The organism is Plantibacter sp. CFBP 8775, from assembly GCF_014839505.1.
GTDB classification, from domain to species: domain Bacteria; phylum Actinomycetota; class Actinomycetes; order Actinomycetales; family Microbacteriaceae; genus Plantibacter; species Plantibacter auratus.
Genome location: NZ_JACYNV010000002.1, coordinates 853,901 through 868,151, shown reverse-complemented (window position 1 = coordinate 868,151; position 14,251 = coordinate 853,901). Strand labels below are relative to the sequence as shown.

The window sequence follows — 14,251 nt, the reverse complement described above, 5'->3', positions numbered from 1 at the left end:
CCATGTACGAGGGAATCGTCCAAGATCTGATCGACGAGTTCGGGCGGCTGCCCGGCATCGGTCCGAAGTCGGCGCAGCGCATCGCGTTCCACATCCTCCAGACGGAGTCGTTCGACGTGTCGAAGCTCGCCGAGCTGCTCACCGTCGTCCGCGAGAAGGTCAAGTTCTGCGAGATCTGCGGCAACATCTCCGAGCAGAACCTCTGCAGCGTGTGCCGCGACCCGCGTCGCAACCCGGCCCTGATCTGCGTCGTCGAAGAACCGAAGGACGTCGTCGCCATCGAGCGTACGCGTGAGTTCCGCGGCTTCTACCACGTGCTCGGCGGCGCCATCAGCCCGATCGACGGCGTCGGACCCGACGACCTGAACATCCGTCGTCTCATGCAGCGCCTCGCCGACGGCACCGTCACCGAGGTCATCATCGCGACCGATCCGAACCTCGAGGGGGAGGCGACCGCCACGTACCTCAGCCGGCTGCTCCTCCCGATGGGGATCCGCATCACGCGCCTCGCCTCCGGTCTCCCCGTCGGCGGCGACCTCGAGTACGCCGACGAGGTCACCCTCGGTCGTGCCTTCGAGGGTCGCACCGTCGTCAGCGGCTGACCCGTTCACAACTCAGGAGTGCTTCGGCGGGTCGACGACCTCGGGCGCGGAACAGCCTCGCCACGCCGGAACGCTCCTGAGTTGCGAACCTCCTGAGGTGTCGCCGGGTGTGTTCACCATTCAGGACGCTCGCCGGTGTGTCGCGTCCGAGGGCGTCGCACGAGTGGGACACCCGGACGTCCTCCTGAATTGCGAACGTCTCGGGGGCTCGACGGGGTGTTCACAACTCAGGCGACCCTCGGCGTGGCGCCGCTGTCCGGCAGGTGCCGGCGCCGACACACGGCGACGCTCCTGAGTTGTGAACGTCCTACCGGGCGCGCCTCAGGCGTCGGCGGAGGGCGCCGGCCACTCGGCGACCACCGGGCGGGCCGACAGCTGCCGGCCGATCGCGGAGAAGCCGAGCTTGCGGGCGACGGCGCGAGAGCCGGGGTTCGTGTCGGCGGCACGCCACTGGGGGAGGAGCCCGCCCGCGAGGGCATGCTCGACCGCGGTCGAGGCCAGTCGGGTCGCGAGACCGGTCCCGCGAGCCTCCGGGGCGGTCAACGCTGTCACGTGCGCGACGCCCAACGGCCACGACCGGTAGCCGGCGACGGCGAGGACCCGACCGTGCTCGCGCACCGAGAACAGCGGCGAGGTGATGCCGAAGATCCCGCTCTCCGAGGCCTCGTCGTCGCCCACCTTCGACAGCAGCGACTCGATGGCGGGGTCACTCGCCTTACTCGCCACCACGTCGATCTCCTCGGCCGGTCGGAACCGCCCGGGCAGCAGGTAGTCGAGCGTCGCCGGCCCGAGGACCTCGGCGACCTGCACGCGCGAGCGGAGGAACCCGACCGTCCCGACGCTCCTCGGTGATTCGTCCTCGATGGCGAGTCGCCTGGCGGTGTCCTCGTCGGGCACGATCGCGAGGGCGCTCCCGTCGATCTCGACGACGCCGATCCATCCGGGCGGGCACGCCATCGAGCCGGCGTTCACGACGACGGCGACGCGGCCGGCGGAGAATCGCGCGGTCGGCGAGGCGAGCCCCTGCCAGAGGCGTCGCACCGTCGCGAGCACCCGCGCGTCTTCCTGCTGCATAGGCCAACCCTACCGAGGCCCACTCGCCTCCCCACCGCAGGAGATCGGCGCGACAGCAGGACCGAACGGGCCGAAGCGTCCTGTTGCGGGGCGGATCTCCTGCCCCGGAGCGGGTGAGGGTGCCCTTCGTCACATGAACGGCGCGGAATGCCCGGATGGGTAGGATGATCGCTGGGCCGCTCGTGCCCGCACCGACTTCCCCAGGAGATCCGATGGCATTGATCGTGCAGAAGTTCGGCGGGTCCTCCGTCGCGGACGCCGAGAGCATCAAGCGCGTGGCGAAGCGCATCGTGGAGACCCGCAAAGCGGGCAACGAGGTCGTCGTCGCCGTCTCGGCGATGGGCGACACGACCGACGAACTGCTCGACCTCGCCCACGAGGTGACGCCCATCCCGGCGCCCCGCGAACTCGACATGCTGCTGTCCAGCGGCGAGCGCATCTCGATGGCGCTCCTCGCGATGGCGATCAGCAGCATGGGCTACGTCGCGCGATCCTTCACCGGCAGCCAGGCCGGCATGATCACCGACGCCCAGCACGGCGCCGCGCGCATCGTCGACGTCACCCCCGTGCGCCTGCGCGAGGCCCTCGACGACGGCGCGATCGTCATCGTCGCCGGCTTCCAGGGCTTCAACCGTGACACCCGCGACATCACCACGCTCGGTCGTGGCGGCTCCGACACCACGGCCGTCGCGCTCGCCGCAGCCCTCGACGCCGACGTCTGCGAGATCTACACCGACGTCGACGGCATCTTCACCTCCGACCCCCGCGTCGTCCCGAAAGCCCGGAAGATCGACCGCATCTCCAGCGAGGAGATGCTGGAGCTCGCGGCCTCGGGCGCCAAGGTCCTCTACATCCGCGCCGTCGAGTACGCACGCCGCCACGGCGTGACGCTCCACGTCCGGTCGTCCTTCAACAACAACGAAGGCACGCTCGTCCTGAACGACGCGAGCCGCAACAACCCAGGAGCAGGTGAGGCACCCATGGAGCAGCCCATCGTCGCCGGAGTCGCGACCGACCTCAGCGAAGCCAAGATCACCGTCGTCGGTGTCCCCGACCTGCCGGGCAAGGCGGCGGAGATCTTCACGATCGTCGCGAAGTCGGGCGGCAACGTCGACATGATCGTCCAGAACGTGTCGACCGCCGTCTCCGGCGTCACCGACATCTCGTTCACCCTGCCGAAGCCCGAGGCGCAGCAGGTCCTCCGCGCGCTCGCAGCCGAGCAGGAGCGGGTGGGCTTCTCGGCCATCCAGCACGACGACCAGATCGGCAAGCTCGCCCTCGTCGGGGCAGGCATGCGCACGAACACCGGCGTCTCGGCGAAGCTCTTCGAGGCGCTCAGCGCAGCGGGCATCAACATCGAGATGATCTCCACCAGCGAGATCCGCATCTCGGTCGTGACCCGCGCCGACACCCTCAACAAGGCCGCCAACGTGGTCCACTCCGCGTTCGGTCTCGACGGCGAGGACGAAGCCGTCGTCCACGGCGGCACCGGCCGCTGAGCCCGCCCTTCGGCAGGCTCAGGAACCAAGCCGACCGAGGACCGACGGGCGCGATCCCGCCGATCCTGATGCAAGATGGTTCACAACAACCCCTGAAACCAGAGGAATCCCCATGAGCAACGGTGTACGTGTCGGTGTCGTCGGAGCGACCGGTCAGGTCGGCAAGGTCATGCGCCGCCTGCTGGAGGAACGCGAGTTCCCGATCAGCGAGATCCGCTTCTTCGCGACGGCTCGCTCGGCGGGCACGACGCTCCCGTTCCTTGGCCAGGACATCGTGGTCGAGGACGTCGAGACGGCCGACCCGAGCGGCATCGACATCGCCCTGTTCTCGGCCGGCGCGACCGGCTCCCGCACGCAGGCTCCGCGGTTCGCGGCTGCGGGTGCGCTCGTCATCGACAACTCGAGCGCGTGGCGGATGGACCCCGAGGTCCCGCTCGTCGTCAGCGAGGTGAACCCGCACGCCATCAAGGACGCGGTCAAGGGCATCGTCGCGAACCCGAACTGCACGACCATGGCGGCCATGCCGGTCCTCAAGGTCCTCGACGCCGAGGCCGGGCTCACCCGCCTCATCGTCAACACCTACCAGGCGGTCTCCGGGTCCGGGCTCGCCGGTGCGGCTGAACTCGCCGGCCAGATCGAGGCCGCGGTCGCCCAGGGCGACCTCACCCGACTCGTCCACGACGGTTCGGCGATCGACTTCCCGGCTCCCGAGAAGTACGTCGCCCCGATCGCCTTCGACGTCATCCCGCTCGCCGGCTCGATCGTCGACGACGGCCTGGGTGAGACCGACGAGGAGAAGAAGCTCCGCAACGAGAGCCGGAAGATCCTCGAGCTCCCCGAGCTGCTCGTGTCGGGCACCTGCGTACGCGTGCCCGTGTTCACCGGCCACTCGCTCTCCATCAACGCCGAGTTCTCGCGCGACCTGTCGCCGGAACGGGCGATCGAGCTGCTCAGCGACGCACCGGGCGTCCAGTTGTCGGAGGTGCCGACGCCGCTCGAGGCCGCCGGTGCAGACCCGTCGTTCGTGGGGCGCATCCGTCCGGACCAGAGCGCGCCGGCCGGCAAGGGCCTCGCCCTGTTCATCTCGAACGACAACCTCCGCAAGGGTGCCGCCCTCAACGCGGTGCAGATCGCCGAGATCGTCGCCGCCGAGCTGCTCGCACAGCCCGCAGCGGTCTGACCGGCCCTCCCTCCACCCGATCGGGGACGACGACATGGCCCGCCAGCGACCACGCCTGCGCCGACGGTGGTTGGCCGCGTTCATCGCGGCGGCCATTGCCGTCACCGCGGTGATCACCGTGAGTGGCCTGCGTGCCGACGTCCAGCAGACGACGGTCGCCCGCGCCGACACGGCCGGCTCCGAGGTCGCCGTCGGACCGCTCGTCGCGTTCTACGGCGACTCGTACACGAAGGGTTCGGCCGCATCGTCGCCGGCCGCCCGTTGGTCCTCGCTCGTCGCGCAGGCCGAGGGCTGGACGGAGTACAACGCCGGCTACCCGGGCCTCGGCTTCGTCCGCAAGCGCGACAAGGTCGGCGATGTCACGGCCGACGTCATCGCGCAGCACCCCGAGGTCCTCATCGTCGCGCTCGGCATCAACGACAACTTCGAGTGGACCGGCAACGAGCAGGCGATCCAGGACGCGATCCTGCCGGAGTTCCAGCGGCTGCGCGACGGGCTGCCCGGCACCCGCATCATCGTGGTGGAGCCCTGGTGGTACACCGCTGAGCGACCGGCGTCCGTCGAACAGATCATCGGCTGGGTGCACGACGCCGCCGACACCATCGGGGCCGACTACATCTCCGGGGCGTCGCACTGGCTGGACGAGGACCCGGCGACGTGGATCTCCGCCGACGGCCTCCACCCGAGCGACGCCGGGTACGCGCACCTCGCGCAGCGCATGCTCGAGGAGCTCGACGCCCTCACCCCCGCGCTCCCCGGACGCTGAGCCGGCGGGCAGACAGTCGGGGCGAAGTGTCTCGACATCGAGCGATCTCACTGCACGCGATCAGCGACAGCACGCGCGTGGAGAGCTCGGGCCTCGCCGCGACTAGACTGCTCTGGTGACCGAAACCATCGACGTAGCCCTCATTGGTGGTGGCATCATGAGCGCCACGCTCGCCGCCCTCATCCACCAGGTGCAGCCTGACTGGAAGGTCGAGGTGTACGAGCGCCTGAGCGACGTCGCACTCGAAAGCTCCAACCCGTGGAACAACGCCGGGACGGGCCACGCCGCGCTGTGCGAGCTCAACTACATGCCGCAGGACGCCCACGGCCACGTCGACCCGGCGAAGGCCATCGGCATCAACGAGCAGTTCCAGCTCAGCCGCCAGTTCTGGTCGCACCTCGTCGAGGAGGGTCTGCTCGGCGCCCCCGACACCTTCATCAACCCGACCCCGCACATGACGTTCGTGCGCGGCGAGAAGGACGTCGAATACCTGAGGAAGCGCTACGAGGCGCTGAAGGACCAGCCGCTCTTCGCCGGCATCGAGTTCTCGGAGGACCCGGCCGTCATCGCCGAGTGGGCTCCACTCCTCATCAACCGTCGTGCCGTCGGCGAACGCATCGCGGCCACCCGGATCACCGCTGGCACCGACGTCGACTTCGGTTCGCTCACGCACAAGCTCTTCGGCGCAGCGCCGAACACCCACGTCCGCACCAACCACGAGGTCCGATCGCTCAAGCGGCTGAAGGACGGCACGTGGCGCATCCGTGGCCGCCAGACCCTCGGTCGCTCACCGATGGAGATCAACGCCCGCTTCGTCTTCGTCGGTGCCGGCGGATGGGCGCTCAAGCTGTTGCAGAAGTCCGGGATCCCCGAGATCAAGGGCTACGGCGTGTTCCCCATCGGCGGGCAGTTCCTCCGCACCGACAACCCCGCGGTGGTCTCGAAGCACCAGGCCAAGGTCTACAGCCAGGCCTCGGTCGGTGCCCCGCCGATGTCGGTCCCGCACCTCGACACCCGCGTCGTCGACGGCCAGGCGAGCCTCCTCTTCGGCCCGTACGCGACGTTCAGCCCGAAGTTCCTCAAGCGCGGATCGATGCTCGACCTCGTCACCCAGGTGCGCCCGCACAACCTCCTCCCGATGCTGGCGGTCGCGAAGGACAACCCGAGCCTCATCACGTACCTCGTCGGGCAGCTCCTGCAGTCCCGCAAGCAGAAGATGGACAGCCTCCGCGAGTTCCTGCCGACGGCGAAGGACGAGGACTGGTACCTCATCGAGGCCGGGCAGCGCGCCCAAGTGATGAAGAAGGACAAGGCAAAGGGCGGGGTCCTGCAGTTCGGCACCGAGGTCATCACGGGTGCGGACGGCACGATCGCGGGACTGCTGGGCGCTTCCCCCGGCGCGTCGACGGCCGTGCCGATCATGCTCGACGTCCTGCGCAAGTGCTTCCCCGACCGGATGGCCGCGTGGGAACCGAGGCTCCGCGAGATGATCCCGACCTACGGCTCGACGCTGAACGACGTCCCCGAGACGGCCGCGAAGGTCCTCGAGAGCACCGCCGAGGCCCTCGACATCTCGCTGTAGCCGCCGCACGGGTGCTCGCCCGGCCCCTCGTCGGATGCGACAGGTGCAGCCTGGGAACCCTAAGCTTGCCTGGTGGCGAAACTGTACTTCCGATACGGGGCGATGAACTCCGGCAAGAGCACCGCCTTGCTCCAGGCGGCGTTCAACTACGAAGAGCGCGGCCACCGCGTCCTCCTCGCCAAGCCGTCCCTCGACACGAAGGGCGACGCCGCCATCGTCAGTCGCCTCGGTGTGACCCGCGACGCCGACTTCCTGCTCGGTCCTGACGACGACGCCGTCCGGGTGTTCGCTGAGCACCGTCGCCGCGTCGTGCAGGAGACCGGCGAGGACGTCAGCTGCCTCCTCGTCGACGAAGCCCAGTTCCTCCACGGGGAACAGGTCGACGACCTCCTCCGCATCGCGCTGCTCGAGGGCATCCCGGTGCTCGCCTACGGCATCCGGACCGACTTCCAGACCGTCGCGTTCCCCGGGAGCCGCCGCCTCCTCGAGGTGGCCCACAGCCTCGAGGAGCTCAAGACGATCTGTCGGTGCGGTCGGAAGGCGATCTTCAACGGCCGTCGGTTCGGCGACACCTTCGTGTTCGACGGCGACCAGGTCGCCATCGACGGCACCACCGTCACCTATGAATCGCTCTGCGGCGTCTGCTACCTGCAGGAGTCCGGCGGTCGCCTGTCCAGCACGCCAACCGCACCTCCCATCAGCGAAGGATCACACGCATGAAGCTCTCCGTCATCGGCTGCGGCTACCTGGGGGCCGTGCACGCGGCCGCCATGGCATCGATCGGGCACGAGGTCGTCGGCATCGACGTCGATCCGGCCAAGATCGAGGCGCTCGCCGCCGGACGCTCGCCGATCTTCGAGCCCGGCCTGCCGGAGCTGCTGCTGGCTGGCGTCGAGTCGGGCCGCCTGCGGTTCAGCACGGACATGGCCGACGCGGCCGGGGCGACCATGCACTTCGTCGCGGTCGGCACGCCGCAGAAGGCCGGTTCCAACGCGGCCGACCTGCGCTATGTGGACGCCGCGGTGACGGCCCTCCTGCCGCACCTGTCGGCAGGCGACGTCGTCGTCGGCAAGTCGACCGTCCCCGTCGGCACCGCTGCGCGCCTGGCGGAACTCGTCGCCCCGACCGGCGCCGTGCTCGCCTGGAACCCCGAGTTCCTGCGGGAGGGCTTCGCCGTGCAGGACACCATCGCGCCCGACCGACTCGTGTACGGGCTGCCGCCGGCTCCCGAGGACGCCGCCGTCGCGCGAGCCGCCTTCGACGAGGTCTACGCCCAGGCACTCTCGACCGGCACGCCGCTCGTCGCCACCGGGTACTCGACCGCGGAGCTCGTGAAGGTCGCCGCGAACGCGTTCCTCGCCACGAAGATCTCCTTCATCAACGCGATGGCGGAGATCGCCGAGGTCACCGACGCCGACGTCACGGAGCTCGCCGACGCGATCGGTTACGACGCCCGGATCGGTCGCCGCTTCCTCAACGCCGGTGTCGGGTTCGGCGGCGGCTGCCTGCCGAAGGACATCCGCGCCTTCACCGCTCGCGCCGAGGAGCTCGGTCGTGGGGAGTCGGTGGCCTTCCTCAAGGAGGTCGACGCGATCAACCTGCGTCGTCGTCAGCGCGTCATCGACCTCGTCGTCGAGGAGCTCGGCGGGAGCGCCTACCAGAAGCGGGTCGCGGTGCTCGGGCTCGCGTTCAAGCCCGACAGCGACGACGTCCGAGACTCGCCGGCCCTCGACGTCGCCGTCGGCCTCAACGGACTGGGTGCGAAGGTGCTCGCCTTCGATCCGGAAGCCGTCCCCAACGCGCGTCGGCTCCACCCGCAGCTGACGTTCGCTGACTCGGCGGAAGAGGCCGTGACGGACGCGGACATCGTCGTGGTCGTGACCGAGTGGAAGGCGTTCCGCGCCCTGGACCCCTCGGCCGTCGCCGAGTTGACCGCGGGCAAGACGATCGTGGACGGACGCAACTGTCTCGACGTGGACGCCTGGCGGGGCGCCGGCTGGCGTTACGTCGGTCTCGGTCGTCCGTGACCGGTGACGAGTAGCCGGACGACGAGCACGATCGTCGCGCCGAGCAGCCCTCCGGCCGCATTGGCGTAGACGTCGGCGATCGTCGCGACCCGCTCGGGGAGCAGGGTCTGTCCGAGTTCGATCGCGACCGAGAACAGGGTCGTCGTCAGCGGTGCGACCCACCAGAGCCGCAACGGCACCTCGAGGGCGAGCAGGGCGCCGAGCGGGATGAACAGCACGACGTTCGCGGCCGATTCGACGAAGCGGTAGTCGAACCAGGCCGGGGCGCCCGCGGCCTGCAACCGGTCGAGGATCGCGAGCAGCGTCGTCCGGCCGTCGGCGTCGACGGGCGTCGGCCAGAACGCGATGCCGAGCATGACGCACAGGCAGAGCAGCAGCAGGATCCCGATCACGATGCGCGGCGTGCGGGTCATCTGCGGTGCGGCTCCAGATCGGTCGACGGGCGTGCTGACGGCATCCCGCAATCGTAGGCCATGAGCGGCCGTGAGCCCTGCTGTGGCGTGCGTCGTCCACCCCTGAAAGGGGGCGTGCAGCGACCCTCAGAGGCCGTCATCCGACGGTTAGGCTGTGCCTACCCGAACAAGGAGCACTCTTGGCTGACCCACGCCCGGCGACGGCCGGCATCCGCCTGCCCGGCCGTCGGCGTTCGCGTCTGTGGTGGATCGCGCTCGCCGTCCTCCTCGTCGTCCTCGCGCTCGGAGCATGGCTCGGCGTCCGGGCGTCCCTGGCGAAGAACGCGCTCGAAGCCGCCCAGTCGGAGGCGAAGTCGCTCCAGTCGGCCGTGCTCGACGGCGACGCGAGCGGCACCGAGGCCACGCAGCGTGCACTCACCAAGCACACCGGCGAGGCGGTGTCGCTGACGAGTGATCCCATCTGGCGGGCGGCCGAGGCGGTCCCGTTCCTCGGCGTGAACTTCTCCGCGGTGCGACAGGCAGCCGCGGCCACCGACGACGTCGCGGTCGACGTCGTGCCGAGGGTCGTCGAGATCGCCGATCAGGTCAACCTGTCCTCCCTGCTCCCCGGGGACGGCTCGATCGCGACGGAACCGCTCCGTGCCGTCGCGCCGACTGTGGCCGACGCGGCCGCAGCGGCTGACACCATCGCCGGGCGCGTTGACACGATCGGCACGGACGGTGCGCTGCCGGTGGTCGCCGACGCCGTCGAGAAGCTCACCCGCACGATCACCGGTGCGTCCACGATGCTCGACACCGCGGCGCGGGCCACGGCGCTCCTGCCGGACATGGCGGGCGGGGCCGGGCCCCGGAACATCATGGTGATGATCCAGAACAACGCGGAGCTGCGCTCGAGTGGCGGCATCGCCGGGGCGGTGGCCCTCATCCACGCGGAGAACGGCGTCATCTCCTTCGTCGGCACCCGGGGGAGCGACGACTTCTCCGGATTCCCCGCCCCCGTGCTGCCGCTCACCCCGTTCGAGCAGAACGTCTACACCGACAACCTCGGCCGATACATCCAGGACACCAACCTCACGGTCGACTTCAGTCGCACCGGGGAGCTTGCCGCAGCCATGGGGACCCAGGTGTTCGGCGTGCCCATCGACACCGTGGTCGCCGTCGACCCCTACGTCCTCGCACACCTGCTGGAGGCGACCGGACCCGTCGCCCTCCCGGACGGCACCGAGCTCACCGCCGACAATGCGGCGAAGACGCTGTTGAGCGACGTCTACGCCCGGTTCCCGGACCGGCTCGTACAGGACGCGTTCTTCGCCGCGGTCTCGGGCGCGGTGTTCGAGGACATGATCTCCCGCTCGCCCGACCCCGGTGCGCTCGTCCAGGCCCTGTCCGAGTCCGGCGCGGAGAACCGTCTCCACGTGTGGAGTGCGGTCCCCGCCGAACAGGCGTTGATCGCCCAGACGAGCCTCGCCGGGATCCCACCGGCGACCGACGACGCGGCCGTGTACACCGGGGTCTACCTCGAAGACCTCACCCGCGCCAAGATGGACTACTACCTGGAGACGAAGGTCGACATCCGCGACGCCCGGTGCACGAAGCAGGGTGCGGAATACGTCGTCGCCGTCACCCTGACGTCCACCGCGCCAGCGGATGCCGCGACCTCCCTGCCGGACTACGTGACCGCAGGCGGGCGTTTCGGCACCCCCGCAGGAGACATCGCGACGCGCGTCGTGATCCACGGTCCGCTCGGCGCGACCCTGCTCGGAGCGAGCGACGGCGAGGACCTGCCGGTCAAGGCCGTGACCGACCCGAACGGTCGTCTCTACGCCCAGACCGACGTGACCCTCACTCCGGGGGCGACAACGGAACTCGTCTTCACGGTGCTCGCTCCGAAGGCCTCCGACGTACCCCCAAACCTGGTCACAACCCCCGGAATCACGGGCAAAACGACCATTTCGGCCTTCCCTCGGTGCGGCTCCTGACATAGCATGACAACACCTCAGGAAGCCACGCACCCGAATTCGTGACCCTGGGGAACCTCGCGCGGACGCCCACCCGAAATCGGCGGACGCAGGGGGTATTCGACGTTCCTTGGGGATATCAACATGAAGCGCACCCTTGCCCTAGCATCGCTCTGCCTCCTGGCAGTCTTCGCGGCCCCGACCGCCGCGAGTGCAGCGACCGACTCGTCCACCTACGGCCCTGCCGGCTGTGCGACCCTCACACCGGTGTCGGTGACCCAGGGGGAGTCGACCGTCTTCCGCTGCGACGGCACCTTCGACCCCGGCACTCCGGTGACGGTCACCGTCGCCGGGCCCGGCTGCAGCATTCCCGCTGCGAAGCCGAACACCGCCGGCGCGACCGAGCAGGCCGCCGAGCAGAGCGCCGTGCCGACGTCCGGCACGTTCAGCGCCGACGCCGCCCGTGCGTTCGCGGTGACGATCGAGACCAGCAAGACCGCCTCCGGCACCTGCATGGTCACGGCGACCCAGGGCGCGACCACCGAGAGCGCCTCGTTCCAGGTCTCGGAGCGCGAGTTCGCCTCGACCGGCTTCGACGGTGGAGCACTGCCGTGGATCGGCGGAGGCCTCCTCGTCGTCGGTGCCGGCGTCGTCGGAGCGATGGCGATCCGTCGCCGCAAGACGGCCTGATCCGTCGTTCGGGATGCGTGGTCCGATCGGTCGTCCGCTCGGACCACGACCTGACACCGTCCTCGCCCGGCTTGGCGTCAGACGGACAGGCCGTACCCCCAAAGGTGGTCACATCCGCGGAATTCCGCGGTTTTCCAGCCCTGGTGAGATGGCGGCTCCCCTAGCATGATGACGGCCATGGAGGCCACGAGTGAACAGCGCTCGGCTCCAGGCCCTGTCCGCATGTCGCATCACGCAGCGCATGCGCCATCCGCACACCTAGGGGCCCGCACATGAAACGAACTCTCTCCGCCGCCGCACTCGTCCTCCTCGCCGTCGTCGCGCTGCCCACCGCAGCCAACGCGCTCGAGGGCGACAGCTACGGTCCTGGCAGCTGCAACTCGATCACGCCGGCGAGCGTCGCGCGCGGCGCGGCGGTCTCGTACTCGTGCTCGGACTTCTGGGCCGCGAACCAGACGGTGTCGATCACCATCGACTCCTCCGCGGCCGGCGTCTCCGCTCGTACGCTGTCGACCGTCGCCGACGCGGCCGGCGACATCCAGGTCTCCATCGACACGGCTGCGGACCCCGCAGGCACGTACACGCTGACCGCGACCCAGGGTGCCGTGACCGACTCGTCGGACTTCACCGTCCTGGACCCCGCGGACGCCGCTGCGGCCGCCGCATCGGCCTCCGACCCGTCTGCCGGGGGCAATGCCCTCGCCGACACCGGGTTCGCCGGAACCGCCCTCCCGTGGGTCGCCGGCGGGCTCCTCGCCGTCGGTGCCGCCGCGCTCGGTACCGTGGTCGTGCGTCGCCGCCAGCAGGCGTGAGAACACGGGTCGGCCGGGCGGCGATGGCGGCGCCCGGCTGATCCGGTCCGGGATCCACCGATTCCAGGAAGTGGCGAACAGCCGCTGAAAAATCGGCTATCCTAGACAAGGCCTTCGGGCCATCGGGGTGTGGCGCAGTTTGGTAGCGCGCTTCGTTCGGGACGAAGAGGTCGTGGGTTCAAATCCCGCTACCCCGACAGCAAAGCCCGGTCAGACGAGAAGTCGTCTGGCCGGGCTTCTCTGTTTCCCCGGGCTGGCGGTCTGCTGGGCTGGCGGGTTGCACATCCCGCTACCCCGACAGCAAAGCCCGGAGATTCCCGGTCCCTGAGCCTGTCGAAGGGCAGCACTTCGACAAGCTCAGTGACCGGCGGAGGGCGCTCGGGACCAGCGGACGGTGCTCGGTACCGGCGGAGGGTGCTCGGTCCAGAGGGTCCTGGTCCCTGAGCCTGTCGAAGGGCGCACTTCGACAAGCTCAGTGACCGGCGGAGGGTGCTCAGTGACCGGCGGATGGCACTCAGCGACCGGCGGAGGGTGCTTGGTCCAGAGAGTCCTGGTCCCTGAGCCTGTCGAAGGGCAGTCGGGCCCGGTCAGACCACCGTGCGACGGGGGAGGAGCGTCACGAGCGACGCTTCCGGCCGGCAGGCGAAGCGCACGGGTGCATAGATGGACGTGCCGACACCCGCCGACACGTTCAGGTACGCCGAGCGGAGGGCGTGGCGCCAGACGCTGAGCCCCTTCACCTGTTTGCGAGGGATGTCGCAGTTCGTCACGAGCGCACCGTAGCCCGGCACGCAGACCTGACCGCCGTGGGTGTGCCCCGCGAAGATGAACTGCGCACCCTGCGTCACGAACGCGTCGAGCACCCGACGATACGGAGCGTGCATCACGCCCACCGTCACCGTGTGCGCCAGCGACGGGTCGTCGGTCTCCAGCGTCTCAGCGTCCAGCCGTTCGTCGATGAGCGCCGTCAAGGTGTCCAGGCGGTCGAAGTGCTTGTGTGGGTCGTCGACGCCGAACAGGTCGAGGCGGGTCCTGCCCACCGAGATCTCACCGACCGCGTTGTTGAGGTCGATCCAGCCGAGTTCGTCCATGAAGAACCGCTCGAGCGCGCCCGTGTCGAGCGTCGTCGGGGAGACGTGCTTCGAGGAGGTCTGCGTGAAGTACTTGAACGGATTCTTCGCGGTCGGACCGTAGTAGTCGTTCGAGCCGTGCACGAACGCCCCCGGAACCCCGGCGAACACCGAGAGCGCAGCCCGGATCCCGTCGATGCCCTGCTCATGTCCCAGGTTGTCGCCGGTGTTGATCACGACGTCCGGCCGGAGATCAGCCAGTGACCGCAGCCAGGCCTGCTTCCGGCGCTGCCAGGGCGCCATGTGGAGGTCGGAGAGGTGCAGCACGGTGATCGGCTCAGCATCGGGCGGGAGGACCGGAGCGGTCACCCTGCGCAGCGCGAAGGCGTTGCGCTCGATCACCGACGCGTACCCGAAGGTGAGGGCCCCGAGGCCTGCCACGACGGCCGCTGCCGTTCCGAGTCTGCCGCCGGTGCTCATGGGTGCCGCCATCGATCGTCTCCTCCTCGGTCGTCGAGTGGTGCCGACCGTCCCACGAGCGTACCCGCTGGCCCCTCCGAAGACGCCCGGAGCGGGCT

General features: G+C 69.5%; 13 protein-coding genes and 1 tRNA gene. 11 read left to right on the top strand and 3 right to left on the bottom strand.

All coding sequences use genetic code 11. The annotated features are described in order from the left end of the window. Positions 1 to 2: 2 nt before the first annotated feature. A complete protein-coding gene (gene recR / locus IFR14_RS16535; RefSeq protein ID WP_056014479.1) occupies positions 3 to 602 on the top strand; it encodes a recombination mediator RecR in 600 nt (199 codons plus the stop codon). A 321-nt stretch (positions 603 to 923) separates the two neighbouring features. Here the strand turns inward: recR and IFR14_RS16530 are convergent, their stop codons facing one another. Beyond that, complete coding sequence (locus IFR14_RS16530) at positions 924 to 1,676, bottom strand: GNAT family N-acetyltransferase (RefSeq protein WP_191941645.1); 753 nt, start codon at positions 1,674 to 1,676, stop codon at positions 924 to 926. A gap of 212 nt (positions 1,677 to 1,888) precedes the next feature. Between IFR14_RS16530 and IFR14_RS16525 the strand changes: the two genes are divergently transcribed. The 6 genes from IFR14_RS16525 to IFR14_RS16500 all read left to right on the top strand — a co-directional run bounded on the left by IFR14_RS16525 (position 1,889) and on the right by IFR14_RS16500 (position 8,730). Further along, entirely contained in the window at positions 1,889 to 3,175 is a 1,287-nt protein-coding gene (locus IFR14_RS16525; RefSeq protein WP_079706865.1) for an aspartate kinase, read from the top strand. Positions 3,176 to 3,287: 112 nt separating this feature from the next. Next, on the top strand, positions 3,288 to 4,355 hold the full coding sequence (locus IFR14_RS16520; protein WP_191941644.1) for an aspartate-semialdehyde dehydrogenase: 1,068 nt from the start codon (positions 3,288 to 3,290) through the stop codon (positions 4,353 to 4,355). A 34-nt stretch (positions 4,356 to 4,389) separates the two neighbouring features. Next, positions 4,390 to 5,121 (top strand): SGNH/GDSL hydrolase family protein, encoded by a 732-nt coding sequence (locus IFR14_RS16515; RefSeq protein ID WP_191941643.1) that lies wholly within the window; start codon positions 4,390 to 4,392, stop codon positions 5,119 to 5,121. Between the two features lie 115 nt (positions 5,122 to 5,236). Then, complete coding sequence (locus IFR14_RS16510; protein ID WP_191941642.1) at positions 5,237 to 6,703, top strand: malate:quinone oxidoreductase; 1,467 nt, start codon at positions 5,237 to 5,239, stop codon at positions 6,701 to 6,703. Between the two features lie 72 nt (positions 6,704 to 6,775). Next, positions 6,776 to 7,423 (top strand): thymidine kinase, encoded by a 648-nt coding sequence (locus IFR14_RS16505; protein ID WP_191941641.1) that lies wholly within the window; start codon positions 6,776 to 6,778, stop codon positions 7,421 to 7,423. Beyond that, complete coding sequence (locus IFR14_RS16500) at positions 7,420 to 8,730, top strand: UDP-glucose dehydrogenase family protein (protein WP_079003131.1); 1,311 nt, start codon at positions 7,420 to 7,422, stop codon at positions 8,728 to 8,730. The genes IFR14_RS16505 and IFR14_RS16500 overlap by 4 nt, the downstream gene beginning before the upstream one ends. On the opposite strand, the gene IFR14_RS16495 is transcribed toward IFR14_RS16500, so the two are convergent. After that, complete coding sequence (locus IFR14_RS16495) at positions 8,706 to 9,143, bottom strand: VanZ family protein (RefSeq protein WP_191941640.1); 438 nt, start codon at positions 9,141 to 9,143, stop codon at positions 8,706 to 8,708. The two genes, IFR14_RS16500 and IFR14_RS16495, sit on opposite strands and share 25 nt — an antisense overlap. A 179-nt stretch (positions 9,144 to 9,322) precedes the next feature. Between IFR14_RS16495 and IFR14_RS16490 the strand changes: the two genes are divergently transcribed. The 4 genes from IFR14_RS16490 (at position 9,323) to IFR14_RS16475 (ending at position 12,800) form a co-directional block, all read left to right on the top strand. Continuing rightward, positions 9,323 to 11,122 (top strand): DUF4012 domain-containing protein, encoded by a 1,800-nt coding sequence (locus IFR14_RS16490; RefSeq protein WP_191941639.1) that lies wholly within the window; start codon positions 9,323 to 9,325, stop codon positions 11,120 to 11,122. 123 nt (positions 11,123 to 11,245) lie between these two features. After that, positions 11,246 to 11,791, top strand: a complete 546-nt coding sequence (locus tag IFR14_RS16485; protein WP_064296099.1) for a hypothetical protein — start codon at positions 11,246 to 11,248, stop codon at positions 11,789 to 11,791. A 272-nt stretch (positions 11,792 to 12,063) separates the two neighbouring features. Next, complete coding sequence (locus IFR14_RS16480) at positions 12,064 to 12,603, top strand: hypothetical protein (protein WP_191941638.1); 540 nt, start codon at positions 12,064 to 12,066, stop codon at positions 12,601 to 12,603. 123 nt (positions 12,604 to 12,726) lie between these two features. Further along, a tRNA-Pro gene (locus tag IFR14_RS16475) sits at positions 12,727 to 12,800 on the top strand. Positions 12,801 to 13,190: 390 nt separating this feature from the next. On the opposite strand, the gene IFR14_RS16470 is transcribed toward IFR14_RS16475, so the two are convergent. Next, positions 13,191 to 14,165, bottom strand: a complete 975-nt coding sequence (locus IFR14_RS16470) for a metallophosphoesterase (RefSeq protein WP_249407033.1) — start codon at positions 14,163 to 14,165, stop codon at positions 13,191 to 13,193. Between the last annotated feature and the right edge of the window lie 86 nt (positions 14,166 to 14,251).